The organism is Rhodoferax saidenbachensis (genome assembly GCF_031457975.1).
Taxonomy (GTDB): Bacteria; Pseudomonadota; Gammaproteobacteria; order Burkholderiales; family Burkholderiaceae_C; genus Allorhodoferax; species Allorhodoferax saidenbachensis_A.
Map to the genome: position 1 here is coordinate 126,679 of NZ_JAVDXO010000009.1, position 25,389 is coordinate 152,067.

At 63.5% G+C, this 25,389-nt stretch carries 23 protein-coding genes; 11 read left to right on the plus strand and 12 right to left on the minus strand.

Annotated features, from left to right (window positions below):
- Positions 1-24: 24 nt before the first annotated feature.
- The 7 genes from J2X15_RS17270 (at position 25) to queC (ending at position 7,411) form a co-directional block, all read left to right on the plus strand.
- Positions 25-1,047 carry an iron ABC transporter substrate-binding protein gene (locus tag J2X15_RS17270; RefSeq protein WP_310345077.1) on the plus strand — a complete coding sequence of 341 codons (1,023 nt, stop codon included), beginning with the start codon at positions 25-27 and terminating at the stop codon, positions 1,045-1,047.
- A gap of 7 nt (positions 1,048-1,054) precedes the next feature.
- Positions 1,055-2,623: an ABC transporter permease gene (locus tag J2X15_RS17275; protein WP_310345079.1), complete on the plus strand. Its 1,569-nt coding sequence runs from the start codon at positions 1,055-1,057 to the stop codon at positions 2,621-2,623.
- The gene (locus J2X15_RS17280) at positions 2,620-3,687 is read left to right on the plus strand and encodes an ABC transporter ATP-binding protein (protein WP_310345082.1); all 1,068 of its coding nucleotides are present in this window, start codon (positions 2,620-2,622) and stop codon (positions 3,685-3,687) included. Before J2X15_RS17275 ends, J2X15_RS17280 begins: the two co-directional genes overlap by 4 nt.
- Positions 3,688-3,728: 41 nt before the next feature.
- Positions 3,729-4,331, plus strand: a complete 603-nt coding sequence (locus J2X15_RS17285; protein WP_310345085.1) for a DUF4337 domain-containing protein — start codon at positions 3,729-3,731, stop codon at positions 4,329-4,331.
- A 164-nt stretch (positions 4,332-4,495) separates the two neighbouring features.
- Positions 4,496-5,941, plus strand: a complete 1,446-nt coding sequence (locus J2X15_RS17290; RefSeq protein WP_310345088.1) for a DUF4139 domain-containing protein — start codon at positions 4,496-4,498, stop codon at positions 5,939-5,941.
- Positions 5,942-6,208: 267 nt separating this feature from the next.
- Positions 6,209-6,610 carry a hypothetical protein gene (locus J2X15_RS17295; protein ID WP_310345091.1) on the plus strand — a complete coding sequence of 134 codons (402 nt, stop codon included), beginning with the start codon at positions 6,209-6,211 and terminating at the stop codon, positions 6,608-6,610.
- Between the two features lie 60 nt (positions 6,611-6,670).
- On the plus strand, positions 6,671-7,411 hold the full coding sequence (gene queC, locus J2X15_RS17300) for a 7-cyano-7-deazaguanine synthase QueC (protein ID WP_310345094.1): 741 nt from the start codon (positions 6,671-6,673) through the stop codon (positions 7,409-7,411).
- Here the strand turns inward: queC and J2X15_RS17305 are convergent.
- From J2X15_RS17305 to gspF, 7 genes are all read right to left on the minus strand, one after another.
- A complete protein-coding gene (locus tag J2X15_RS17305; protein ID WP_310345097.1) occupies positions 7,366-9,159 on the minus strand; it encodes an ABC transporter ATP-binding protein/permease in 1,794 nt (597 codons plus the stop codon). The two genes, queC and J2X15_RS17305, sit on opposite strands and share 46 nt — an antisense overlap.
- Before the next feature lie 95 nt (positions 9,160-9,254).
- Positions 9,255-9,473 carry a hypothetical protein gene (locus J2X15_RS17310; protein WP_310345099.1) on the minus strand — a complete coding sequence of 73 codons (219 nt, stop codon included), beginning with the start codon at positions 9,471-9,473 and terminating at the stop codon, positions 9,255-9,257.
- A gap of 96 nt (positions 9,474-9,569) precedes the next feature.
- The gene (locus J2X15_RS17315) at positions 9,570-10,847 is read right to left on the minus strand and encodes a DUF1501 domain-containing protein (protein WP_310345101.1); all 1,278 of its coding nucleotides are present in this window, start codon (positions 10,845-10,847) and stop codon (positions 9,570-9,572) included.
- A 7-nt stretch (positions 10,848-10,854) separates the two neighbouring features.
- On the minus strand, positions 10,855-12,375 hold the full coding sequence (locus J2X15_RS17320; protein ID WP_310345103.1) for a DUF1800 domain-containing protein: 1,521 nt from the start codon (positions 12,373-12,375) through the stop codon (positions 10,855-10,857).
- A gap of 86 nt (positions 12,376-12,461) precedes the next feature.
- Complete coding sequence (locus tag J2X15_RS17325) at positions 12,462-13,367, minus strand: 5'-nucleotidase (protein WP_310345105.1); 906 nt, start codon at positions 13,365-13,367, stop codon at positions 12,462-12,464.
- Positions 13,368-13,378: 11 nt separating this feature from the next.
- Positions 13,379-14,194, minus strand: a complete 816-nt coding sequence (locus tag J2X15_RS17330) for an SPFH domain-containing protein (RefSeq protein WP_310345108.1) — start codon at positions 14,192-14,194, stop codon at positions 13,379-13,381.
- A 10-nt stretch (positions 14,195-14,204) separates the two neighbouring features.
- The gene (gene gspF, locus J2X15_RS17335; protein WP_310345111.1) at positions 14,205-15,422 is read right to left on the minus strand and encodes a type II secretion system inner membrane protein GspF; all 1,218 of its coding nucleotides are present in this window, start codon (positions 15,420-15,422) and stop codon (positions 14,205-14,207) included.
- 247 nt (positions 15,423-15,669) lie between these two features.
- Between gspF and J2X15_RS17340 the strand changes: the two genes are divergently transcribed.
- Genes J2X15_RS17340 through J2X15_RS17350 form a run of 3 tightly spaced genes read left to right on the plus strand, consistent with a single transcriptional unit; the run spans position 15,670 to position 17,788 of the window.
- Entirely contained in the window at positions 15,670-16,587 is a 918-nt protein-coding gene (locus J2X15_RS17340) for a lipase family alpha/beta hydrolase (RefSeq protein WP_310345238.1), read from the plus strand.
- A 3-nt stretch (positions 16,588-16,590) separates the two neighbouring features.
- A complete protein-coding gene (locus J2X15_RS17345; protein ID WP_310345114.1) occupies positions 16,591-17,568 on the plus strand; it encodes a lipase secretion chaperone in 978 nt (325 codons plus the stop codon).
- A gap of 58 nt (positions 17,569-17,626) precedes the next feature.
- Positions 17,627-17,788, plus strand: a complete 162-nt coding sequence (locus J2X15_RS17350; protein WP_310345116.1) for a hypothetical protein — start codon at positions 17,627-17,629, stop codon at positions 17,786-17,788.
- A 72-nt stretch (positions 17,789-17,860) separates the two neighbouring features.
- On the opposite strand, the gene J2X15_RS17355 is transcribed toward J2X15_RS17350, so the two are convergent.
- Complete coding sequence (locus tag J2X15_RS17355) at positions 17,861-18,421, minus strand: DUF4148 domain-containing protein (protein ID WP_310345119.1); 561 nt, start codon at positions 18,419-18,421, stop codon at positions 17,861-17,863.
- A gap of 200 nt (positions 18,422-18,621) precedes the next feature.
- Here J2X15_RS17355 and J2X15_RS17360 point away from each other — a divergent pair, with 200 nt between their 5' ends.
- Positions 18,622-19,554 (plus strand): LysR family transcriptional regulator, encoded by a 933-nt coding sequence (locus J2X15_RS17360; protein ID WP_310345120.1) that lies wholly within the window; start codon positions 18,622-18,624, stop codon positions 19,552-19,554.
- On the opposite strand, the gene J2X15_RS17365 is transcribed toward J2X15_RS17360, so the two are convergent.
- The 4 genes from J2X15_RS17365 to gspN all read right to left on the minus strand — a co-directional run bounded on the left by J2X15_RS17365 (position 19,551) and on the right by gspN (position 25,377).
- Positions 19,551-20,939, minus strand: a complete 1,389-nt coding sequence (locus tag J2X15_RS17365; protein ID WP_310345121.1) for a GspE/PulE family protein — start codon at positions 20,937-20,939, stop codon at positions 19,551-19,553. The two genes, J2X15_RS17360 and J2X15_RS17365, sit on opposite strands and share 4 nt — an antisense overlap.
- An 8-nt stretch (positions 20,940-20,947) precedes the next feature.
- A complete protein-coding gene (locus J2X15_RS17370) occupies positions 20,948-22,351 on the minus strand; it encodes a hypothetical protein (RefSeq protein WP_310345124.1) in 1,404 nt (467 codons plus the stop codon).
- Positions 22,352-22,448: 97 nt separating this feature from the next.
- Positions 22,449-24,554, minus strand: coding sequence for a type II secretion system secretin GspD (gene gspD, locus J2X15_RS17375; RefSeq protein WP_310345126.1), 2,106 nt, complete (start codon positions 24,552-24,554; stop codon positions 22,449-22,451).
- 4 nt (positions 24,555-24,558) lie between these two features.
- Complete coding sequence (gspN, locus tag J2X15_RS17380; RefSeq protein WP_310345128.1) at positions 24,559-25,377, minus strand: type II secretion system protein N; 819 nt, start codon at positions 25,375-25,377, stop codon at positions 24,559-24,561.
- Positions 25,378-25,389: the final 12 nt, after the last annotated feature.

The window sequence follows — 25,389 nt, forward strand, 5'->3', positions numbered from 1 at the left end:
TTTCTCTTGATACGGGCTTGCCTCATGAAAAATACACTGTCGTTTCCGTTGGTTCGCGCTGCGGCGCTGGCTGCTAGTTTCTTTGTTGCTTCCTTCAGTGCCTCTGCGCAAAGCGCACCTGAAGGCATCGTGGTGTACAACGCCCAACACGCCAGCCTGACCCAGGCCTGGGTGGACGGATTTACGCGCGAAACCGGCATCAAGGTCACCGTGCGCAACGGCGGTGATACCGAGTTGGGCAACCAACTGGTGCAAGAAGGTGTCAACTCTCCGGCCGACGTGTTCCTGACCGAAAACTCACCTGCCATGGCGCTGGTCGATGGCGCCGGCTTGTTTGCACCGTTGGACCCCGCCACCTTGGCGCAGGTGGCGCCCAACTACCGCACGGCCCATGGCCGCTGGGTGGGCATTGCGGCCCGCAGCACCGTGTTTGTCTACAAAAAAACCAAGTTCACGCCCGCACAGCTGCCCAAGTCCATGCTCGACTTGGCCAACCCGGAGTGGAAAGGCCGTTGGGGCGCTGCACCTGCGGGTGCTGACTTCCAGGCCATCGTCAGCGCGCTGCTGGAACTCAAAGGAGAGGCCGCCACGGTCGCCTGGCTCAAGGGCATGAAAGAGAATGTCGTGCCTTTCAAGGGCAATAGCATTGCCATGAAGGCCGTGAACGCTGGCCAAGTGGATGGCGCGCTGATTTACCACTACTACCATTTTGGCGATATGGCCAAGACCGGTGAGAACAGCGAGAAAACCGGACTCCATTACTTCCGTAACGAAGATCCGGGTGCCTTTGTCAGCATTTCGGGTGGTGGCGTGTTGGCGTCCAGCAAGCACAAATCAGAAGCCCAGGCCTTTGTGAAATGGATCACCGGCAAGGGTGGCCAAGAGATCTTGCGCACCGGTAGCTCGTTTGAATACGCGGTGGGCGCGGGCGCTCAATCCAACCGCAATCTGGTGCCCCTGGCCGAACTGCAAGCGCCCAAGGTCGAGCCTTCCAAGCTCAACAGCAAAAAGGTCTCCGACCTGATGACCCAGGCTGGTCTGCTCTGACCCTGTCTTGACCGCCTCTTCGATCCGCGTCTCCACGCCCTTGCTGCGCATTGCGCGGCCGGGGCGTTGGTCTTGGGTGGCTGTTGCCGCGGTGCTGGTCACGCTGGCTGCTCTGCTTCCACTGGGCTTTGTGGCGTGGGTGGGTATTCAGTCAGGCTGGACCACGGTGTCAGCGCTGGTGTTTCGCCCCCGCGTCGGTGAGCTGCTGGTCAACACGGGCTTGCTGGTGCTGGTCACCGTGCCCATCTGTGTCGTGTTGGCTGTGGCGCTGGCCTGGTTGACCGAGCGCAGTGATCTGCCAGGTGCACGCATTTGGGCTTGGCTTGCAGCGGCCCCTTTGGCCGTGCCGGCCTTTGTGCACAGCTATGCCTGGATCAGCTTGGTACCTGGCTTGCATGGCCTGGGTGGTGGTGTGCTGGTGTCGGTGGTCGCGTATTTCCCGTTTCTGTATTTGCCGGTAGCGGCTGCGCTGCGCAGGCTGGACCCCGCGATGGAAGACGCAGCGGCCTCGCTGGGGGAAGGCCCGTGGGAGGTCTTTTTCCGTGTGGTGTTGCCGCAGTTGCGCTTGGCGATTTGGGGCGGTGCCTTGCTGGTGGGCTTGCATCTGCTGGCCGAATACGGCCTGTACGTGACGATCCGTTTTGACACCTTCACCACGGCCATCGTGGACCAGTTTCAGTCCACCTACAACGGCCCCGCCGCCAATATGCTGGCGGGTGTCCTCGTCGTGTGTTGCTTTGTATTGCTGGGCTTCGAGTCGGGAACCCGCGGGCACGAGCGCTATGCCCGTGTCGGTTCTGGCTCGGCGCGGCAGCCACAGCGCAGCCGCCTGGGGCGCCTGTCCACGCTGTGCCTGTTGCTACCCGTGGTGACCGCCGTGTTGTCTCTGGGCGTGCCCTTGGTCACGCTGGCGCGTTGGTTGGTGGCCGGTGGTGCCGGCGTGTGGAATCTGTCCGAGCTCGGTCCTGCACTGTGGCAAACCCTGTTGCTGGCCCTGGCCGGCGCGCTGTTGACCACCGTGGTTTCGGTGCCGATGGCTTGGCTCTCCATACGCGCGCCGGGGCGCATCCAGCGCCTGCTGGAAGGCGGCAATTACCTGGCCGGTTCTTTGCCAGGCATTGTGGTGGCGCTGGCGCTGGTGACCATCACGGTGCGTGTGGCACTGCCTATTTACCAAACCGTGGTCACCGTTTTGTTGGCGTATATGCTGATGTTTTTGCCACGTGCGCTGGTCAGCCTGCGCGCAGGCATTGCGCAGTCGCCGGTGGAGCTGGAGCAGGCCGCGCGCAGCCTGGGCCGCTCGCCCACGCAGGCCCTGTGGCAGATCACCATGCGGCTGGCGGCGCCCGGCGCGGCGTCGGGTGTGGCCATGGTGTTTTTGGCCATTACCAACGAATTGACCGCTACGCTGCTGCTGTCACCCAATGGCACGCAGACGCTGGCTACTGCTTTCTGGTCCCATAGCAGCGAGATCGACTACGCGGGTGCCGCGCCCTATGCGCTGATCATGGTGCTGCTGTCGCTGCCCCTGACCTGGCTGCTTTACCTTCAATCCAGACGCATTGCCGGACGATGACAACCCTTGACCTGCACGCAGTGCATAAAACCTATGGCGCCGTGACCGCACTGGCCGGCATTGACCTGCAGGTGCGCGAAGGCAGTCGCACCGCCATTGTCGGCCCTTCGGGGTCGGGCAAGACCAGCCTGCTGCGCATCATTGCGGGCTTTGAAGCGCCCGATGCCGGGCGGGTGGTGTTAGGGGACCAGTTGCTGGCCGATGGCCCTGCCATCGTGCCGGCGCACTTGCGCGGCATTGGCTACGTTCCGCAAGATGGGGCCTTGTTTCCGCACCTGAGCGTGGCCGATAACGTGGGCTTTGGCTTGCCGCGGCATACACCCCAGCGCGCGCAGCGCGTTGACGAGTTGATGGAGATGGTGGCGCTGGACAAGGCCATGCTGCAGCGTCGTCCGCACGAGCTGTCGGGCGGCCAGCAGCAGCGTGTGGCGTTGGCACGCGCGTTGGCCTTGCGGCCGCGGTTGATGCTGCTGGACGAACCGTTCTCTGCACTCGATACCGGTCTGCGTGCCGTTACACGCAAGGCCGTGGCCCAACTGCTGCAGTCCGCTGGCATCACCACCATTTTGGTCACCCATGACCAGGCCGAGGCACTGTCATTTGCAGACCAGGTGGCCGTGATGCGCGAGGGTCGTCTGGCCCAGGTGGGACGCCCGCTAGATCTGTACTTGCGCCCCACAGACCCGGCAACTGCCAATTTTCTGGGCGAGGCCGTGGTCTTGCCTGCGCAGCTGTCTGCAGGCTGGGCCGAGTGCGCGCTGGGCCGCATTGCTATTCATGATGCGCAGCGCAGTGGGGCGGGGCAGATCATGTTGCGCCCCGAGCAACTGCAGCTGACCGAGCTGGCCAATGAAGGTTTGGGTGCGCAGGCCAATGCCTGCCTGGGCGTGGTGCTGGAAGCTGACTTCTGTGGCCCAGTGTCCGAGCTCACTGTGCGTCTGCTGGCCCATGCGGGCACTGCGCCGCTGCTGGTGCGTAGCCCCGGCCTACACGCACCCGCAGTAGGCGCCACCGTCTGCATCTCGGTGCAGGGCCATGCGCATGTATTTGCGCCAGGTGCTTGAGCGGCCGAGCCCAAAACAGTGTGTGACCACGAAGAAACGATATGGATATTGATCCCCTGGAGATGGTTGAAACGGCCCAGTCGGGCGCCCGCAAGCCGCGTGCGGCTTGGCTGAATCCGGCGGTGGCCATCACGGTGGCGTTGCTCGCCACCTTCATGGGCATTTGCAAGGTCAAGGACGACAACATCGTCCAGGCCATGCAGCAGGCCCAAGCCGACAAGCTGGACCATTGGCAGTTCTACCAGGCCCGCAACATCCGTGAGGAAGTGGCCAAGTCCACCCTGGTACAGCTCCGGTTGCAAGCATTGGCAGCCACCCCTAAGCAGCAAGCGGCCTATGCCGAGCAGATCCAGATGTATGAAACCCTGGCCAAAGAGCAGAACAGCAAGAAGGACGAGCTCAAGCGCCAAGCCGAGAAGGACCAGGCCAGCTATGACGCGTTGAATTACCGCGACGATCAGTTTGACCTGTCCGATGCCTCCATCGCGATTGCTATCTCCTTGCTGGCCGTGGCTTCGCTCACGCAGTTGCCCTGGCTCTACCTGCTGGCGTTGTTGCCTTCGGGGTTTGGGTTTGTGATGGGGGCCGCAGGCCTGGCGGGTTGGGCACTGCATCCCGAAGGCTTGATCAAGTTGCTGAGCTAGGCGTGCGCCCTCACCCAGAGGGCTGCACGAGGTAACACTCTGCAACACAGTCAGCGAGTGGATGGTGCTTGGCGTTGGATGGCTGCGGGGCACAGGCGCTATGCTGCCTGTGCCCCGCAGCCATATGGCTTGCCGCCCCTTCACCGTTTTGCAGAAAGCCCTTCATGCGCACTGTCTCCGCTCCTTTTGCCCTTGCCGCCTTAGGCCTGTTGACCCAGGCCAGCCTGGCCCAAACCACCGAACAACGCAGCACGCTGGCCGACCAGCAAGAAGTCGCCGTCACCATCTACAACGAGAACCTGGCCCTGGTGAAAGACCAGCGGCGTGTGTCGCTCAAACCTGGCGCAACGGCGCTGGCGTTTCGTGATGTCAGCGCGCGCATGCGCCCGGAGACGGCACAGCTGCGCAGCGTGAGCGCCCCCGGCAGCTTCAGCGTACTGGAGCAAAACTTTGACTTTGATTTGCTCACGCCCCAGAAGATGCTGGAGAAGTATGTGGGCCAAACCGTCAACGTGGTGCGCACCAACCCCGCCACCGGGGTGGAGACCAGCGAAGTGGCCACGGTGCTGTCGGCCAACAACGGTGTGGTGTTGAAGATCGGCGAGCGTATTGAAACCGGCATTCCGGGGCGGCTGGTATTTGGCGATGTGCCCGCCAATTTGCGCGACCGCCCGACGCTGGTGATGGCGCTGGACAACACGGGCGCGACCCAGCAAGACGTGGAGCTCAGCTACCTGACTGGCGGACTGGCGTGGAAGGCCGACTACGTGGTGGAGCTCAATGCGACCGATGACAAGCTCGACATTTCCGGCTGGGTCACGCTCACCAACACCAGCGGTGCCACCTACCGCAATGCCAAACTGCAGCTGGTCGCGGGCGATGTGAACCAGGTGGTGCCGGAAATGCTCAACGCACGGGTGAAGACTATGGCGGCACCTGCTGCGGCCATGGCCAAGGACTCGCGCATGGCCGAAGAGTCGCTGTTTGAATACCACCTCTACACCCTGGGCCGCCCCACCACCATTGCCGAGAACCAGACCAAACAAGTCGCGCTGCTGTCGGCCACTGGCGTGCCGGCCCGCAAAGAGCTGCTGCTGCAGGGCAACGACTATTACTACCAGGGCGCCTCGGGCGAGCTGGGCCAGAAGATCAAGGTGGGGGTGTTCGTGGAGTTTGACAACAAGGAAGCCGCGCACCTGGGCATGCCCTTGCCCAAAGGCGTCGTGCGTGTCTACAAAAAAGATGGCACAGGCAATGCGCAGTTCATTGGCGAGGACCGCGTGGACCACACGCCCAAGAATGAGAAGGTGCGTCTGAAGCTGGGTGACGCCTTCGATGTAACGGCTGACAAAAAGCAGACCGATTTCAAAAAACTCAGCGGCACCAGCAAATACAACTACGTATTTGAAAGCGCCTACGAGTTGGTGCTGAAGAACGCCAAGAAGGAGGCCGTGACGGTGACGGTACAGGAGCCCGTGCCCGGCGACTGGCAAATTTTGAACACCAGCCACACTTACACCAAAGGCGCTGCGAATACCGCGGTGTGGAAGATCAACGTGCCTGCAGAAGGTAGCACTGTTGTGACGTACCGGGCACTGGTTCGCTATTGACGCCGGGCTCAGGAGTTGCACCGTTTTGGTGCGATTTGAGGGGGTAGGTAGGTGATGGCCCAAAATTTCTCAAAAATTTTAAAAATAGGCCTAAATAACCCCCTAAATCTGCCGTTAAGAAACGTACGTCAACTCCTAAAAGTAACCGGAGGGGCCGAAAGGCCTACCAAAATGCAATTGCCATCCATTGATCGAAACCCGCATGTGCGCCCCTCCGGCGTAGATGCGGCTTCGTCTGGGGCAAATAGGGTTATCCCAGTTGCGCCGGTGAATCCCTCTGTCAGCCCCAGCCCGTCCGTCGAGCGCAGCCCAGGCGTGATCGACATGGTCAATCCCGCCTTGAAACCGCAGGAAGTCGGTGGTCCCTACAGCAGCGTGCCCGACCCTATTGGTCACACGGTGGAAGCAGTAGTGACCCAGAAGGACTGGACTATCCATCGGCCGGTGCCGCAAAAAGTGGAGGACCCTCCGCCCAAGCCCATCTCGCAGGTGCTGATGGACCATCTCAAGACAGTCTGGACCGCCAGCGCCAGCGCCATCCAGATCGAACAGGTGAAAGACCAGTTGACACCGCCAACCAACGTGGTGCCCACCGAAGTGCCGGGAGACTTGGCCAAACAGGCCTTGGTCTACACGCCCAGCAAGATCAAAAAGACCGAAAACATCTGAAGAGAGGCGGCTCCACCGCTGCGCGGGTCGCTACCCTCTGAGAGGGCTAATATTCGGGCCATGCACACTACCGCTCTCGTACTCTTCTCTGGCGGGCAGGACTCCACCACCTGCTTGGCCCATGCCCTGGCGCGCTACGAGCGCGTTGAAACCATTGCCTTTGACTACCGCCAGCGCCACAGCGTGGAGCTGGACGCCCGGCTCAATGTGCTGCGCGAGCTGCGAGCACACTTCCCACAGTGGGCCGCCAAGTTGGGTGAAGACCATTTGCTGGACCTGGCTGTATTGGGCGAAGTTAGCGAAACCTCACTCACGCGGGACACCGCCTTCCAGATGGAAGCCAGCGGCCTGCCCAACACCTTTGTGCCGGGGCGCAACCTCCTGTTTATGACGCTGGCCGCTGCCTTGGCCTACCGGCGCGGGCTGCAGGTGATCGTGACCGGCGTGTGTGAGACCGACTTCTCCGGCTACCCCGACTGCCGTGACGACACCATGAAGGCCTTGCAGTTGGCCCTGTCGTTGGGCATGGACAAGCGTTTCCTGATCGAGACCCCGCTGATGTGGATCGACAAGGCGCAGACCTGGGAATTGGCCTACACGCTGGGCGAGCAGTCCGGCGTGCCAGGTGGCGGCGAAACGCTGGTGGACCTGATCGTCGAGCACACCCACACCTGCTACCTGGGCGACCGCACGCACCGCCAAGCTTGGGGCTACGGCTGTGGCAGTTGCCCCGCCTGCGAGTTGCGGGCCAAGGGCTATGCGCGGTTTTCCGACAAGGTGAACAAGGCTCCTGTGCCCTGACCGGGGGTCAGCGTCCACTGCCGGGTGTGGAACGCTGCCACCGCCGGCCGGTGGGCGATGGACACCAAGCCGCCGCCACGCCGGGCCACCAGATCACTGAGGCGCTGGTACAGCGTGGCTTCAGCTTCTGCGTCTAGCGCGCTGGTGGCTTCGTCAGCAAAGACCCACTGGGGTTGCTTGAGCAGTACGCGGGCAATTGCCAGGCGCTGCTGCTCCCCGCCAGAGAGCTTCTGGCTCCAGGCATCCACCCGGTCCAGCGCGTCTGCCAACTGGGGCAAGAGCGCATCCGTCAGGGCCTGCTTCAGCTGTGCATCCGTGTAGGCGCCAGGCGATTGCGGGTAGGCCAATGCCTCGCGCAGTGGGCCGTTGGGAAAATAGGGGCGTTGCGGAATGAACATGGCGTCTGCCGGGGCCTGTACGGTACCGTGGGCAAACGGCCAGATACCGGCGAGGGTGCGAAACAATGTGGATTTGCCGCTGCCCGAGGGGCCTTTGAGCAGAATGCGGTCGCCACTCCGGGCCTGCAGGTCGGTGCGGGCCAGCAGCTGGATGCCATTGGGCAGCGAAAGATCCAGGTTGTGGACGGAAAGGTCGTTGGGGTTTGCTATTAATTCAGGAGCTATTGGCGCAGTATCTACGGGGGCTATGGCACTGAATGATGCTTCAAAACTGGTCAGGCGGTCGGTGGTGGCACGCCACTGAGCCAAACCACGGTAGCTCTCCACAAACCAGCTCAGGGCGCCTTGCACCTCGCCAAATGCCCCCGAAATTTGAAACAGGGTGCCCAGTTCAATAGCGCCACTAAAGTAGCGGGGGGCCGCAACGATCAGGGGGAACACCACCGCCGCCTGGCGAAAGAAGCTGGTAAACCAGACCAGATTTTTCTGCGCCTTGACCAGTGTCAGAAAATTACCCAGCAGGTCCGCAAAGCGCTGACTCAGCTGCGCGCGCACCGAGGACTCGCCCCGCTCCAATGCAATCGCCTCGCTGTACTCCCGCACCCGGATCAGGCTGTGGCGGAAGTCCGCCTCAAGTTTTTGCTGCTTGAAGTTGAGCGGGATCTGGCGTCGGCCAATGTAGTGCGTGAGCACGCTGCCGGCCACACAGTACAGAACGGCCATCCACACCATAAAGCCCGGGATGCTGTATTCCGTGCCACCCAGCGTGAAACCGAATGCGCCTGACAAGCTCCACAAAATTCCAACGAAACTCACCAGCGTGACCGCCGAACTCAGCAGGCCCATGGACAGGCCCAAGGTTTGGGAGGTGAACTGGTCAATGTCTTCCTGAATCCGCTGATCGGGGTTGTCCGGCGTTTTTGCGGGGTCGGCCGCCTCTGCGGTGAAGCGGGCCAACTCCATGCGGTAAAACGCCTGCCCCTCCAACCAGCGCCGCATGTACTGGCCCGTCATCCAGGCGCGCCAGCGAACTTGCAGCATTTGCGTCAGGTAGAACTGGTACACCGCTACGATGATGAAGGCAAATGCGAGGTAGCTGAAGCGGCCCAACTGGTGCCAGAATTCGGCACTGTTTTTTTGCTGCAAGGCGTCGTAGAAATACTTGTTCCAATCGTTGAACAGGACATTGAGATACACCATGCCCAGGTTCAGCGCCACGATGGCCAGCAGCATGCTGCGAGCTTTCCATTTTTCTTCGGATGAGAAGTAGGGGGTGGAGAGCGCCCATACACGCAGAACCATTTTTCGGATCGACGCCAGCTTGGCGCCTGCAGCAGTCATCAATGCCATCAGAACTTTCCTTGGTTAAAAAAATGCGGCGCAAGGCCGACTTCGCCCTGGGTTGTACAGGGCGCATGGTAGTCGGTGTTGCCACCGGGAATCGTTCAGAGGTCTTGGTAGGCGCTGTCGGACAGCTCGTCGTCGTCGCGGTCGCGCTGCAGCGCTGCGGGCTGGGTGGCGCGTACCTTGGCAGCAGTGTGGCCATAGCCCTTGAGCGCCAGTTGGCGCCATGCCTCGGCGTTGGCGGACAGCTGGGCGTGGTGACGTGCCATCTCCGCGCGGCGGCTTTCGTCGGCGGCGGAAGAGGGGGGCGGTGAAGACATCACGTTGCGCATGCGTTCAGCATAGCCAGCGCAGGTGCGGCTGTCAGCCGCTTTTACACAGGTTTACCAAATGCATACGTAAAGCTACCCGCGGGCTCAGGCGTGCATCAGGCCATCGAGCTTGGCGTCCCATGCAAAGCCCGGAAACAGTGCATCCAGGCCCTGGGCGTTCAGCCCTTGCGTGCTGCGCAACACCTGCGCCAACACCGCGCGAAAGTCGTGGTGCACCGGAAGGTCGCGCCCCTCGTGCAGGCTGCCCTGCGCCAGGCCGTCCCAGCGGCCATGCCAGCGTCCGCCCTGCACGCGGTTGCCCATGAGCCACAGGGCATTGCCATGGCCATGGTCGGTGCCGCGTGTGCCGTTTTCGGCGCTGGTGCGGCCGAACTCGCTGACCACGACCACCACATCGTTGGGGCGTGAGAACTCGCGGCGCAGCTGCACCAGCGTGGCGGCCAAGCTGCCCAGGTTGTTGGCCAACGCGCCGCTGGCGTTACCCTGGTTGGCATGCGTGTCCCAGCCGCCCGCCGACAGAAAACCCAGGCGCAGCGCGCGGTTTTGCCGCATCAGCGTGTTCAGGTGCTGTGCATCCAGTAGCAGCCCTTTGGCGCTGCCAGCGCCGTTGTCGGCCGCGGCCATCTCCTTGCGGTTGGCCATCGCGCCGCTGGCCATGTCCTGCGCCTGCATCTCGTCGTCGCTCAGGGCTTTGGCCGTTTCCATGCGGCTCTCGGCCCCGGCGCGGAAGGTCTTGGACAGCGCGTCATCGCCGGCGTAGAGCTTCATCACTGCGTCCCGCGTGCGCGCATCGCCCAGTGCGCCTTGTTTGGTGGCCGCCTGGCCCTTGGGCACCAGTTGCACTTGGGCGCTGCCGGCCAGGATCAGCGGGTTGGCCTCGCCCACACCCAGGGCCTCTACATTGCGCTGGCCGGCCAGCGTATTCAACCAGCCGGGCGAGGCACTGTTCTTGCCGGGGATGCCGATTTCCCAGTGGTGCTGCGCTTCAAAGTGCGAGCGCGTGGCGTCGGGTGAGCCCGCGCAGGGAATGGCGGCCAGCACGCCCTGTTGCCACAGCGGCTGCAGCGGTGCCAGTGCGGGGTGCAGGCCAAAGGTGCTGTCCAGTGCCAGCGTGGTCTGAGCGCTGCCGTCCGGCGCCGCAATGGCAATGGTGGGACGCAGGCGGTAGTAGTTGGCGTCGCCGTGCGGCACCAGGGCCGAGAGGCCATCGTAGGCGCCGCGCAAAAACACAACGACCAGCCGGGCATCGTCGCCCGCATTGGTGCGGGTGGTCTGGGCCCAGGCTTGGGGCGCGGCCCAGGCGGCCACGCTGCCCAAGGTGGTGGCGATCAGAGCGCGGCGGTTCAAAGTGTGGTGGGTCATGGGGTGCTCACTTGCGCATGAAGTCGGGGCTGGCCAGCATCAGGCCGGTGCGTAGTGCCGGGCGCTCCTGCGCAATGCTGGCCAGCGTGGTGGCGCTGAGGAAGGGGGAGAGGAAGCTGGTGTCTGCAGGCCGTGTGATGCTGAGCGCAAAGTCGGCCCGGCGCGTCAGTGCCTCGGGCACCAGCCAGGTGGCGGCGTCAAACGCATAGCCGTCCGGCGTTTGCCAGCCGTGCAGGGGCTGGCCCGCGTTGGCCAGAAAGCCTGCGGCCAAAAATAGGTTGCGATTTTCGCGCGCGCCCTGGGTGGCGGTGAGCACCGAGCAGGCGTAATCCATAGGCGTTTTGAACAGTGTGTTCTCGGCCTGCCAGAAATCGGGCAGTTGCAGCAGTGTGCGCATCACCGCGCGCAGGTCGCCGCCGGTGGAGGTGAAAGTGTCCGCGAGCTTTTTCACGGCTGCAGCGCTAGGCTGGTCGGCAATGAAAAACTGCGCCAGGCGCAAGCACACGCGCTGTGCCGTGCTGGGGTGGCGCACCAGCAGGCGGATGGCGTCCACGCCTTCCTGCTCGCCACCACCAAACGAGATGCCTGAATAGTGCTGGCCCATCACCGTCTTGCTGCCGGTGTCATGCAGGCGCGGCACAAAGCGAAAGCCCGAGCTGTCTTGTGGCCCCACGGTCCAGCCCGTGAGAATGCGCGCCATCTCGCGCACATCGGTCTGGGTGTAGCCGCCGTGCACGCCCAGGGTGTGCAGCTCCATGAGTTCGCGGGCGTAGTTTTCGTTCAGGCCGCGCGACTTGCCCATGGGGCCACGCCCGTTCTCGGCCACGCTTTGCGCTTGGTCCAGGTAGGCCAGCATGGCGGGGTGGCGCGCGCTGGCCAGCAGCAGGTCTTCAAACTTGCCCAGCGCGTGGCCGCGCGCCACGTTGATGAGGTAGTGGCCCACAAAGGGCCGTACCGCGCCCTTGCCGCTGTAGACGTTGAAGTGGTTGAACCAGAACTCTGTCATCCGGGCGAGCAAGGGGTTCTCGGCGTCGGGCTCGCTGCAGCTGCTCAGGTGCCAGGCCGCAGACTGCAGCGCCATGGAGCGGCTGTAGTACTCGGGGTCGTCGGCCAGCAGCTCCTGGCGGTTGGGCTTGTCGTCGCGGTCTTTGGGTTTTTTCTCCTTGCCCTTGCCGCGCTCTTCCCGCTCCTGGCGGAACTTGGCAAAGATCTCGGGCAGCGGGGCGTTGATGCCAGCCCATTCAGGCGCAATACGCGGTGGCTGCTGGCTGGCGACGTACGCGGCGTCCACCTGGGCCAGCGCCCAGTCGCGCGGGCTGGGGGCGCTTTGCACGGCTTGTACCAGTGCCGCAGTGGGGCCGTAGCCCACGCGGGACAGCACGCGCCAAGTTTGCGCGGTGGTGCTCAGTGGGGCGGTGTTGCCCTGGGCCCAAGCTTGGCGCACCAGCCCGCTGCTGCCCAGCAAGGCCACGGTGGTGAGGGTGCGCAGTGCGCTGCGGCGGGGCAGGGGCGGGGATGGAACGTGCATGCCCTGCACAACGCCAAGAGCCAGCGTCGGGCCTACGGGTTAGCCCGCGCTGGGGCCGGCTTTACAAAGCTTTACGGCTTGAGGCGTCAGCCGCGCGGTGTGTTGCTTACACCGCTGGCCACATGGCCCGCAGGCACATGGCGCGCGGCCGATTCGATGTGGCCGGTTTGGTCGTCAAAGAAGAAGTCGGGTTCGAACTCGCGCAGGAACTCGCCCTTGTCCAGTCCGCCCAGGAACATGGCTTCGTCCACCTCGATGTTCCAGTCCATCAGCGTGCGGATGGCGCGCTCGTGCGCCGGGGCGCTGCGTGCCGTGACCAGCGAAGTGCGGATGCGCATGTGCGGAATGGCCGCCTGCTGCATGCGGTGCAGGGCCACGAGCAAGGGTTTGAACGGGCCGTCCGGCAGGGGCTGCGAGACCTTGTCCGTCTCGTGTTTCTGAAAGGCCGAGAGGCCGCCGCTTTGGTAGACCTGCTCGGCCTCATCGCTGAACAACACGGCGTCACCGTCGAATGCAATGCGGACCTCGGAGGGGTGGGCGTCACTGGCGTGCGCGCTATGCGGGTACACCTGTGCCGCGGGCACGCCGGCGGCCAAGGCCGCGCGCACGTCGCTCAGGTGGGTGCTCAAAAACAGGTTGGCGTGCAGCGGCTTGAGGTAGCGCCAGGGCGCCTCGCCGCGCGTGAACGAGCAGCGGATGATGGGCAGCGCATAGTGTGCCGCGCTGCGCATGACGCGCAGGCCGCTGACCGGGTCGTTGCGCGAGAGGATGACCACCTCCACGCGCTGCGACGGCGTCTCGTTGAAGGCCAGCAGCTTTTGCACCAGCGAGAACGCCACACCGGGCTTGGCCGGAATGTCGAGTCGGTCGCGCTGCAACTGCATGTAGGCGCGGTCGTCGCCCTGCTCGAAGATCTGGTTCTCTTCTTCAAAGTCAAACAGCGCGCGGCTGGAGATGGCGACGACCAGCTTGCCGTCGAGGGTGAGTGCCATGGGGTATTGCTCTATTTAGCGTTGACGATGCCTTTGAAGTCATAGGGAACCACAATGGTTTGTACTTTGCCCGCTGCGACTCCTTCGGCGATTTTCAGGTTGGCCATGGCGTTCATATAGCCAATGGCGCCGGCATTGGCGTTGAGCGCTGCAATGCGCTCGGCCTCTTTCTTGGCGGTTTGCACTTCCACCTCTTTGGTCTTCAGTTCGTTCTGCGCACGCACCAGTTCATTGGCGCTGTTGACGATCACGTCGGCCGGGGTGATGGCCCGCACCTGCACCTGGGAGACCGTGATCTTGTCGCTGAGCTTTTCTTCGGTCAGGGTCTTGATAATGTTCTCGCGAATCTGCTGCTCAATGAGCGGCCGGTTGTCGGCCATCTTTAGCGATTCATAGGCGCGCGCCACCTTGTAGGCCGCGTTACGGGCGCTCAGTGCCACGTAGTTTTGCATCAACAAGATGTCGCCACCCTTTTCCGATAGGCCGTGGAAGGTCTTGTTTTTGGTGGTCCACAGCTCAGACACTGCCGACGGGTTGACGTTGTAGACCACCGTCATGTCAAAGTCTTTGATGGTGGAGTTGTCCGAGGCCAGGGGTGTCATGTTGTCAACGGCGACGGCCACGTCCTGGATCTTGAAGGTGATGATTTCACCAATCAGTGTCTGGTTGAATGAACCAGGCAGGCGCTCGGTGGGGTCGGTGGTCTTGTCAAAGTTGATCCGCAGGCCCACTTCGCCGGTTTCTATGCGGGTGCAGCCGCTCAGGGCCAGACCGAGCACGGCTATCGTCAGCGGTGTGCGAAGTGCGTTTTTCAACGTCATTGTCATGCCCCCTTTTCTATTTCACTAATTGATTCAATTGGATGATGGGCATCAGCACCGCCAGCACGATCAGCATGACCACCACACCCATGGCCACGATGAGCAGCGGCTCCAGCAGCGTGGCCAGTTGCAGTGCGCGGCGCTGCACCTCGGTGCGCAGCTGCAGGGCTGCGCGGTCCAGCATATGGGGCAGGCGGCCGGTCTGCTCGCCCAGACGGGCAAACATGGCCAGCAGCGGCGGAAAGCGTTTTTCATGCGCCAGCGCGCTGGCCAGCGGCGCGCCTTCGCGCACCAGCACCAGCGCCTGCAGCGCGTCCTCGCGCATGGCGCGGTTGGACAGCGTGTCTGCCGCGGCCTGCAAGGCCTTGAGGATGGGCACACCAGCCGCGGCCAGCATGGCCAGCGTGCTGGCAAAGCGGGCCGCGTTGTAGCTGCGCGCCAGCCGGCCCAGAATCGGCAAGCGCAGCCAGGTTGCGTCTACTTTCAAGCGAAAAGCGGCGTCAGCCCACGCCAAACGTGCGCCGCCAGCTACTAAAACAATAGCAATCAACGCCACCCAACCGTAAGTGCGCACCGCAGCGCTAATGCCCAGCATGGCGCGCGTGAGCAGCGGCAGCGCCTGTTTGGAGCCTGCAAACACATTGGCCACCTGCGGCACCACGTAGGCCAGCAAAAACATCACGATGGCCAGCGCCACTACACTCACCACACCGGGGTACAGCGCCGCACCCAGCAGTTTGGATTGCAAGTTGTGCTGCTCTTCCAGTTCATCGGCCAAGCGCTCCAGCACCAGGCCCAACTGGCCGCTGTGCTCGCCCGCACCAATCACCGCCACATAGATATTGGAGAACTCACGCGGGTGCTGGGCCAGCGCCGCACCCAGGGTGGAGCCGCCGTTCACCTCGGAGCGCAGCGTGGCCACCACATCGCGCTGGGCGGGGGTTTCGGCCTCATCGGCCAGCGAGGTCAGGGCGCGCTCCAGCGGCAGGCCGGCAGACACCAGGCCTGCCAGCTGGCGCGTCCACACGGCGCGCTGGGTGGTGGTGAAGGCGCGGCGCCCGCTGCGCACACCTGCCGTGCTGGCCTGTGCCTCACTGCCCAGCACTTGCACGCTGAGCGGCACCAGGTTCTGCGCCCGCAGCTGGCTGCGCGCGGCGCGCGGCGCGTCGGCCTCCAGCACGCCGGTGCGGGTTTTACCGTCGGCGTCCAGGGCAGCGTATGAGTAGGCGGGCATGGCGCAATGGTAGCGGCAGCGTGGTGCGCGGGTTTTCCACCATGACAAGAAATGCCCCGGCCCTTATCCTTCGATAAAAGCACGATCGTGCTATTTAAGAGCTCCATCCACCGACACAAGCGTTGGGCCACAGCTCCCCCGCGACAGCGCCCCCACCCCAGAGGTCGCACTGGTTGTATCGACGTATCCCCCTTCAACCCCATCGCCCCTCAGAGGGCCCGAGGAGACATTTGTGAAGAGAATCGTGATGACCTGGCTGGCCGCGTGCGCGCTGGCCCTCTGCCTGCTTCCCGCCACCGCATCCGCGGCCGGCTACACCCAGACCCAGTACCCCATCGTGCTGGTGCACGGCTTGTTTGGCTTTGACAACATCGGCCCCGTGGAATATTTCTATGGCATCCCATCGGCCCTGCGCGCAGACGGCGCCAAGGTCTATGTGGTGCAGGTGGCCGCCGCCAACAGCACCGAGGTGCGCGGCGAGCAACTGCTCACCCAAGTGAAGCAGATACTGGCTGCCACTGGGGCTGCCAAGGTGAACCTCATGGGCCACAGCCACGGCGGGCCTACCGCACGCTATGTGGCGTCCGTGCGGCCCGATCTGGTGGCCTCGGTCACCTCGATTGGGGGGGTGAACAAGGGCTCGGCCGTGGCCGATGTACTGCTGGGTGTGGCGCCTGCGGGCAGCCTCAGCAATACCGTGCTGGTGTCCATCACCAATGGCCTGGGCACCATCATCAACTTCCTGTCGGGCGGTGGTGGCCTCACGCAAAACTCGCTGGCTGCTGCGCAATCGCTCAGCACCGCAGGCACGGCCAAGTTCAACGCGGCCCACCCCCAAGGCGTGCCCATCACGGCCTGTGGCGAAGGCGCCTACAGCGTGAATGGCGTGGCCTATTACTCGTGGAGCGGTGCCAAGCCCTATACCAACGTGCTGGACATCATTGACCCCGGGTTGGCGCTGACCTCGCTCGCGTTTGCCGGTGCCAAGAACGATGGCCTGGTGAGCAGCTGCTCCTCGCGCCTGGGCAAAGTGATTCGCGATGACTATGCGATCAATCACCTGGACGAAGTGAACCAGACCGTGGGCCTGACCAATCTGTTTGAGACCAGCCCGGTCACGCTGTTCCGCCAGCAGGCCAACCGCCTGAAGAACGCGGGGCTGTAAGCCTTGCTGCAGTCGACCAAGAGCCGGGTGGGCGCGGGCCTGCTCGGCCTGCTGGTGGTGGCGCTGGCCCTGTGGTGGGCCAGCCGCCCAGCGGACGCTACGCAAGCGTCCGCTGCCCTGTCGTCCGTCGCGACATCGGCAGGCGCCCGTTCCTTGCAAGGCACGGTGCCTGACGGGCTGTCGCTCCCCAGTGCGCTGAACGCATTGCCCGGTGCCACGGCCACCGGCGGGCTGGACTACGGCGGACTCAAGCGCCTGTTTGACTACTACCTGAGCACGGTGGGTGAGCAATCGGTGGACACCATTGCCCAGCAGATTCGCACCGAGCTGGACAAGACCCTGGACGCCACACGCGCCGAAGCTGCCAAGCGCCTGTTGGGGCGATACCTCAATTTCAAAGGTGAGTTGGTCACACTGGAGAAGCAGTTTGCCAAGCAACCGCCGGGGGCCAAGGCCCTGCGCCTGCGCTTTGACGCCATGCAGACCCTGCGCACCCGTTTCTTCAATGCCGAGGAAGAGCAGGCCATGTTTGGCTTGGAAGACGCGGCCGATAGGGATGCGCTGGCGCGGCTGGACATTGCCAACAACCCGCAGCTCAGTGCGGCGCAAAAGCGTGAGCACCTGGCCGTGCTGGACGCCGCCATGCCCAAGGCTTTGCGTGAAGACCGCGAGGCGCCGCGCGCCGTGATCCGCCTGGACGAGATGGCCCAGGCCCTGCGCGCCCAGGGCGGCAGCGAGGACGATGTATTCCGCCTGCGCGCCAAGGCGCTGGACCCGGCCGCCGCCACGCGGCTGGCCGAAGTGGACCGAGAGGAGCAGGCCTGGAAGAGCCGCATTGCCGCGTACTTGGCTGAGCGCAACCGCGTATTGCAGTCGCTGGCCAATGCCAGCGAGACGGAGCGGCAGACCGCGCTGGACGCGCTGCAAGAGGCGCAGTTCAGTGCCAGTGAACGGCCACGTCTGGCAGCGTACACGCCCTGAGGAGACTGTTTTTTTTGGCCAAACAGCGCTCTTTTTTGATTGGTGATAGCCCGTCGCGTTGCGAAGGGGCGCACCCGGTTGGGCCAATGCCAAACAGGCGTCGTTCGAGCCTATCAATATCCCGGGCAACTTCCTGCACCACCGCGATTCGCTGCTCTACAGCGAACCCATCCTGCCGACCTCGTCCGCATTGGACAAGGTGGATGCGACCGTGGACTGATCGTTTCAGGCAACGCCAAAAAAAGGCCCTCGGAGCGCTTCCACTCCGAGGGCCTTTGCACGCGCGTAACGCTTAGTTGGTGCGTGTTACGGGGTAGAGGTTGGGGAACACTTCGTTGAGCTTGCGGCCGGCACCGGACGCGAATTCGTCGACGCCAACATCCTTGCTGGCGAAGATGTCACCGGTGCGCTGGGCTTCGGCCAGTTCGGCGCGCACTTGTTCGCGGGTCTTACCAGCCACTGCGGGTTTTGCGGGGTACGCAGCAGGGTTCAACTCATTGAGCTTGCGGCCGGCACCGGACGCGAATTCGTCGACGCCAACATCCTTGCTGGCGAAGATGTCACCGGTGCGCTGGGCTTCGGCCAGCTCGGCGCGCACTTGCTCGCGGGTCTTGCCAGCCACTGCGGGTTTTGCGGGGTATGCGGCGGGGTTCAACTCATTGAGCTTGCGGCCCGTGCTGGGGGTGAATTCGTCAAATCCCACGTCCTTGCTGGCAGCAATATCACCGGTGCGCTGGGCTTCTGCCAGTTCAGCGCGCACTTGTTCGCGGGTCTTGCCAGTGTCGGCGGCTTGGGCGTGGCCAGTAACCAATGCGGCGACGGCCAGGGCGATGGATGCGGTTGCGTATTTCATGATTCAAATCCTTCTCTAGTGATTGATTCCGTTCGCAGGACACAGCGTCCTGAAACCGGTATCGAGGGGGCGTTTCAGGTTCGTCTCATCGATGGGGTGAACTTTAGAGAAGGTTGTGCATTTAAAAAATACCTCGTCAAGCAGTGGTGCATTACGTACTTTGAAATAATCCGGGCCTTGATTTGAGAAGAAAGAACACCATGGATCGATTGACGTCAATGCGGGTATTCCAGAAGGTGATTGACGAAGGTGGTTTTGCGGCAGCGGCGCGCGCCTTGGACATGTCCTCGGCCGGTGTGACGCGGCAGATTGCCGACTTGGAGGACTACCTGGGCACACGCCTGCTGCACCGTACGACGCGCCGCGTGTCCCTGAGTCCGGCGGGGGAAACCTACCTGGGCCGGGTGCGCTCCATCCTGCAGGACATTGACGAAGCCCACGATGTGGCCAGCTCGCAGACCCATGAGCTCGCGGGCGAGCTGCGCCTGCTCTCGCCGCCCGCGCTGGCGTCTCACGTGATCGGGCCCATCATCGCCGGCTTCACGGCGCGCTATCCCGGGATTTCCTTGCACATGGATGTGGAGTCCTACACCACCCCGCCCGTGGAGGACTACGACATCACCATGCTGCCGACCGATGGCACCTACGACGGCAATGTGATTGCACGCAGGGTCTCCACAACCCAGGCTATTTTGGTGGCCTCTCCGGCCTACCTCCAACGTATGGGTACGCCCGCTACGCCTGACGAACTGATCCGGCACGACGTGCTGCGCCTGAAAGCACCCCACACCAGTTTCGACCAATGGCGGCTCTTGAACGCCGACGCCGGTGACGAAGCCGCCCACTTTGCAGTCAAACCCAAGCTGTGGGTGAACCACAGCGACACACTGGTTCGCGCTGCAGTGGACGGGGCGGGTATTACCTCCGCAGCAGTCACCCTGGTGGCGCCTTTGTTAACTGACGGTACCTTGGTGCGCGTGTTGTCGCCCTGGATCGCTGGGCACCTGGCGCTTTACGCGGCTTTTCCCAGTCGCAAGTTCATGCCAGAGCGCACACGCGTGTTTTTGGAATACTTGACAGCGCAAAGCCGCGCCCGCGCGGATGCCGTGTTGAAGGCCTGCACTCGCTGCTAGTCCCGCACCACCCGGACCAGTTCTTCGCGGCTGGTCAGACCACTGCGCACCAGGCGTTCGCCGTCGTCGCGCAGCGCCACCATGCCATCAGCCAGGCCGGCCGTGCGGATCTCGGCCTCGGATGCGTTGTGGTGTACCAGTTCGGCAATCGCGTCAGTCATGCGCAGCAACTCGAACACACCGGTGCGCCCGGTGTAGCCGGTGTGGGCACAAGCCTCGCAGCCTGGGCCGCCGCAGCGCGTGCACAGTTTTCGCACCAGGCGCTGGGCCAGCACGCCGCGTAGCGACGAGCTCAGCAGAAACGGCTCCACGCCCATATCGATGAGCCGTGTCACCGCACTGGCCGCATCGTTGGTGTGCAGCGTGGCCAGCACCAGGTGGCCGGTCAGCGAGGCCTGGATGGCGATTTGCGCGGTTTCAAAGTCGCGGATTTCGCCGATCATGATCACATCCGGGTCCTGGCGCAGGATCGCGCGCAGCGCCTTGGCAAAGGTGAGGTCGATTTTGGTGTTGACCTGCGTCTGGCCCACGCCGGGCAGTTCGTACTCGATGGGGTCTTCCACCGTCATGATGTTTTGCCGTGCCGCGTCCAGCTTCGATAACGAGGCATACAGCGTGGTGGTCTTGCCCGAGCCTGTGGGACCGGTCACCAGAATAATGCCGTGGGGCTGAGCAATCAGGCCCTCAAAGCGCTGCAGCACCGAGCCTTGCATGCCCACCGACTCCAGGCTGCGTTGGTCCTGGCTCTTGTCCAAGAGGCGCAGCACCGCCCGTTCGCCATGCGCACTGGGCAGGGTGCTCACCCGCACGTCCACCGCGCGCGTGCCGATGCGCAGGCTGATGCGCCCGTCCTGCGGCAGGCGCTTCTCCGAAATATCCAGGTCCGCCATGATCTTCAGACGCGAGATGAGCGCTGCATGCAGCGCGCGGTGCGCCTGCACCACCTCGCGCAACGTGCCGTCCACGCGAAAGCGCACGCTGCTATGGCGCTCATAGGGCTCGATGTGGATGTCGCTGGCGCCATCGCGCGCGGCCTGCGTCAGCAGCGCATTGAGCATGCGAATGATGGGCGCGTCGTCGGCCGTCTCCAGCAGGTCTTCCACCGCGGGCAGCTCCTGCATCATGCGGGCAAAGTCCGCCTCGCCCTGCACCTCGCTCATCACCGTGGCCGCGCTCGATTCGCCCTGCGCATAGGCCACACTGATGCGCTGCGTCAGCGTGGCCGCATCTTGCGTCTGCACGCTGTGCACCGCGTACTTGCGCAGCGTCTCCCCCACGGCCGATGGCGGCGTGGCCGCATGCACCCACAAGGTCAGCGTGCTGTCGGCGTCCTCCAGCAGCAACTGCTGGGTGCGGGCGAAGGCGTAGGGGAGGGGGTAGCGCATGGGGGATATCAATCCACCAGATCGGGGTAGGGCGGGAAGCTGGAAGGCTTGCCGTCGAGGTATGCCGCCATGGTGTCTTTGCTCTTCTCCATCCAGGTCCGCACGGCCTTCATATATTTACCATCGGGATTCACCGTTGCGGGTTGTGCGGTGTACAGCGTAAACAGCAGACGTTGGGTGTCATTGGCGCCTACACGCAGTTCTATCCAGGTATGGGCTTCTGGCAATCCGTCGGCGTACGGGATCAACGCTGCAAGATTGGTTTTGTCCCACTCCGTGCCGGTGGTTTTGGCGTTGACCACACGTTGACGGAAGCTTTTGGAAAAAGTGTTGGCCATGCCGCACGAAGCAATTGGTGATTCGGGTGTAGTGCCATAGTTCTCCAAGATAGGTGTCGACTTGCTTTCACATTTGGTAGAGGCTTGAGAGTAATAGTAAGGTTTGCTGTCGTAAACCAGCCAAGCGGCAGCAATGCTGGCATTGGGGTCCATATTGCGCAGGGTGAGGTAAACCCGGCTGGACTTGGTTGGACTGGTACCCGGTTGAACTTCTCGGCGCCCGGCCACTTTCCACTGCCCCGGGGGCAATGGCATGGGGGGCCCGCTTTCGTCCAGCTTGAGGGAGCCGGACAAGACTTTTCCGGGAAGGGTGATCTCCACAGCGTTGTCAATTTTCTGAGCCGTTTCACTCGCACTGTCGTTACCCGCTACAGGCGTGGGGAACGGCGCAATGGGTATGGATTTGTTGTGCAAAGCGGCCTGAATAGAGAGACCCGTTTCATGCACCCACGCTTGTGCAGCCAGGTCAAACGAATTGCCTTTTTGCATGCTGGACGGCGCACGCACATGCATTTGGTATGTCGCACGTCGCCCTTTGTCCGCACTGAACGTCATGATCAAGAACAGGCTGCTGTCGCTGATGGACGATACATAGGGGAGAAAGCCAGAATACAAGTCACGGTTGATGGCGTTGTTGCTGTGGGCTAGGTTGTCGACCATTCCCCGGTTTCCGCTAACGACATACAGTCCCCGGGCACAGCCATAAGTGAGCCCGCTTGGCAATGTCCCAAAGTCGTCCTTGAAGGGCGCCCCGGATGTCCCTATGAGATTGCACGCCGGGCTTCTCCAAACAATGGGTACTGAATCAGGCGTGAAGGTGACCATCAGCAATTCAACCGGGTTGCCGGCATCCTGGCTTTTCAGTGCCACCACGATCTCGGGCACAGAATTTCTGGATTCGGAGTTACCGCCCGTCAAGCCGACGCTGGAGCTTGCCTTGCTCACCACCAACCACTCGCCAGGAGGCAAGGGCCAGGGAGCCGCAAAGGCGCTGAAACTGATGCCCTTGCCATCAAGCTTTGTGCCAGCTTCCAGTTTGTCATACGGTGTCTGGGCCATGGCAGCGGATGCCATGCAAAGCCCTGCGAACAAAGCGGCGCGCCACGCATGGGTCAACAGTCGTTGGGCGGTTGTTGCTCTTGTCATTCTCTCTTTGTCTCCCTGCGGTTACTTATGGTTGAGGTGATGAAGGTGTTGGTGCCGCTGGCGGTGCTGGTCGCGTCTGCAACGCCGGCAACACCGGCGCCTCGTTGATCGGTACCAAGGTGCTGGCTTCGGGCTGACCATTGAGCTGGCCGCTGCGCATCAGTTCGTAACGGTCATTTGACAAGCGGTCCACCGCGGCTGCGTCGCGCACCACCACGGGACGCAGGAACACCATGAGGTTGGTCTTCTTGCGGCTGCGGGACTCACTCTTGAACAGGTTGCCAAAGAAGGGCACATCGCCCAGGCCGGGCACTTTTTCCTGGTTGCCGGCGTACTCGTCCTGCAGCAGGCCACCCAGCACTACCACGGCACCGTCTTCCACCAGCACGTTGGATTCGATGGTGCGCTTGTTGGTAGTAGGGCCGTTGGTGGCGTTGGCGGTGGACGCCAGCACGCTGGACACCTCCTGGTAAATGGCCAGCTTGACGGTGCCGTTCTCGCTGATCTGCGGCTTGACCTTGAGGGTCAGGCCCACGTCCTTGCGCTCAATGGTCTGGAAGGGATTGACCGTGCCGCTGCTGCTGCCGGTGTTGGTGAACTGGCCGGTCACAAAGGGCACGTTCTGGCCGATGACGATCTTGGCCTCTTCGTTGTCCAGCGTCAGCAGGTTGGGCGTGGAGAGCACATTGCCGCTGCCCGACTCTTCCAGAAAACGCGCCAGAAAACCCAGCACGTAGACACCATTGGTCTTGGTGGCCGCACCCAGGTTGAAGCCGCGTGAGGGCGACACGGTGCCCGCAGCACCCTGCGTGGCTAGGCTGATGATGTTCTTGCCGCCGCTGCCAAAGTTGGTGCCCAAGAGGCCAATCACGCCATCCCCCGCGTTGCCCAGCGCGCCTTGCCACTGGATGCCAAATTCGGCGGCCTTGTCGGCGCTGACCTCTGCGATCAGGCTTTCCACATAGACCTGGGCGCGGCGCGCGTCGAGCTTGTCGATGACGGCGCGCAGTTGGCGGTATTGCGGTTCGCTGGCGGTGATGATGAGGGAGTTGGTGGTGGGGTCGGCCTGGATCTGACCACCGGTGCTGGGCACATTGGCGGCGGCAGTGCTGGCTGCCGCACCCGTGCCAGAGGCAGCAGGTGTGGCGGTGGTGGGCGCACGCGCCTCGCTGCTGATGGCGGCGCGCAGCGTGGTGGCCAACTGGGTGGCGTTGGCGTTCTTCAGGTAGACCACATAGATGTTGCCGGCCGCGCCGTTGTCGCTCGCGGTGGGTTGGTCCAGCTTGCTGATGAGGGAGCGGGCCAAGGCCAGGCGTGCCTGGTTGGCGGCGCGCACGATGAGGGCGTTGCTGCGCGGCTCGGCCAGCACGGCGGTCTTGAAGCTCGCATCGGCCTGGCCGGTACCCACCGTGCCGCTGCTCTCCAGCAGGCGCAGCACCAGCGGCGCCAGGTCGCTGGCGTTGGCGTGCTTGATGGGGATGACTTCCACGTCGGTGGCGTTGGGCACATCTAGCGCGGCCACCACACGGGCCAGGCGGCGCAGGTTGTCGGCGTAGTCGGTGATCACCAGCGAGTTGGTGGCCGGGTTCACGTTGATGGGGTTGTTGGGGTTGATCAGCGGGCGCAGCACGGCCACCAGGTTGTTGGCGTTCTCGTATTGCAGCTTGATGATTTGCGTGACCAACTGGTTGCCACCCGCGCCGGGGCTGCCCGACTCGGTGGCCGACACGCCGCCGCCCTGCAGCTTGGCGTCCGCCTCGGGCACCACCTTGTCAATGCCATCGACCTGTACGACGGTGAAGCCTTGCATGCGCAGCGTGGCCAAGAACAGGTTGTAGGCGCGCGCCGGCGAGGCCGGGGTGTCGGTGGTCAGCGTGATGTTGCCCTTGACGCGCGGGTCCACCACCACGTTGCGCCCGGTCAGCGTGGCCATGGTGCGGGCCACGGCCTCGATGTCGGCGTTGCTGAAGTTCAGGGTGATGGGCTCGCCGCGCTTCACCGGAGCCGTTTGCGCCCACACTTTTGTGTCAAACAGGCCGATAGCTCCCATGAACAGTGCGCAAGCAGCTATCAAATGCATAGCAACCCGGTGGCGACCTCGGGCCATGGATGAAAGGAAAAGATGGTGCATGCGGTTAACCCACGTGGATGATGGAGCGCGCGCCATCGCGCCGTCCAATGATATTGAGCAGATTGGCCAGCGCGTCTTCGCGGCCTGCGGCGGCGCGCGCTTCGCCATCAAATTGCAGTCGACCCTGCTGCCACTGGCCGCGGCCCTGCAGCTGCAGGGCGCCGTCCAGCGTTCGCAGCGCCAGCGTGGGCGCATCGCCGCCCAGCAGTTCAATCCGGTAGCTGCCCACGGGTTGCAGCGGGGTCAGGCGCGTGCTCATCTGCAGCGCATCAATCTGCAGGCGGCCTTGCAGTGCCAGCGTGCCTTGTTGCCATTGCAGCGCCAGGCCCTGGGGCTGCAGCGCCAGCGTGCCTTGCAGCTGGATGGTGTTCCACGGCGTGCCCAGCCCGGCCAGCAGCGCGCTGGGCAGGCGCAGGGCCTGTGTGGCGTCCAGGTCGGAGGTTTGCAGTTGCACCGCGTTGGCGGATGCGTTCAGTGTCAGGTCCCACGGCATGGTCATGCAGCAGGGCGCGTGCAGGCGCAGGGCTACACCTAGCCACTGCGGGCGCAGGCGCCATTCCAGGCGCCCGGGCAGTGCGGTGACCACGGTGGGGTCAGCCCCCAGCACCAACTGGGCGCTGCCCTGCCAGACCGTGCCCTGGGGCTGCAGCAGTTGCACGCGCTGCTGGCTGGCCTCTGCCAAGCCCCAGGCCAGCCAGCGCGCGGGCGCAAAGAGGGCCGCGGCGATCAGGCCGCCGGCCAGCACGCCTGCCACGGTCCACGCCCAGGGCGCGCCGCGCCGGGGCGTGGCGGCCAGGTGGGTGGGGGCAAGCAGAGTGGCCATGGTGGGTGGTCG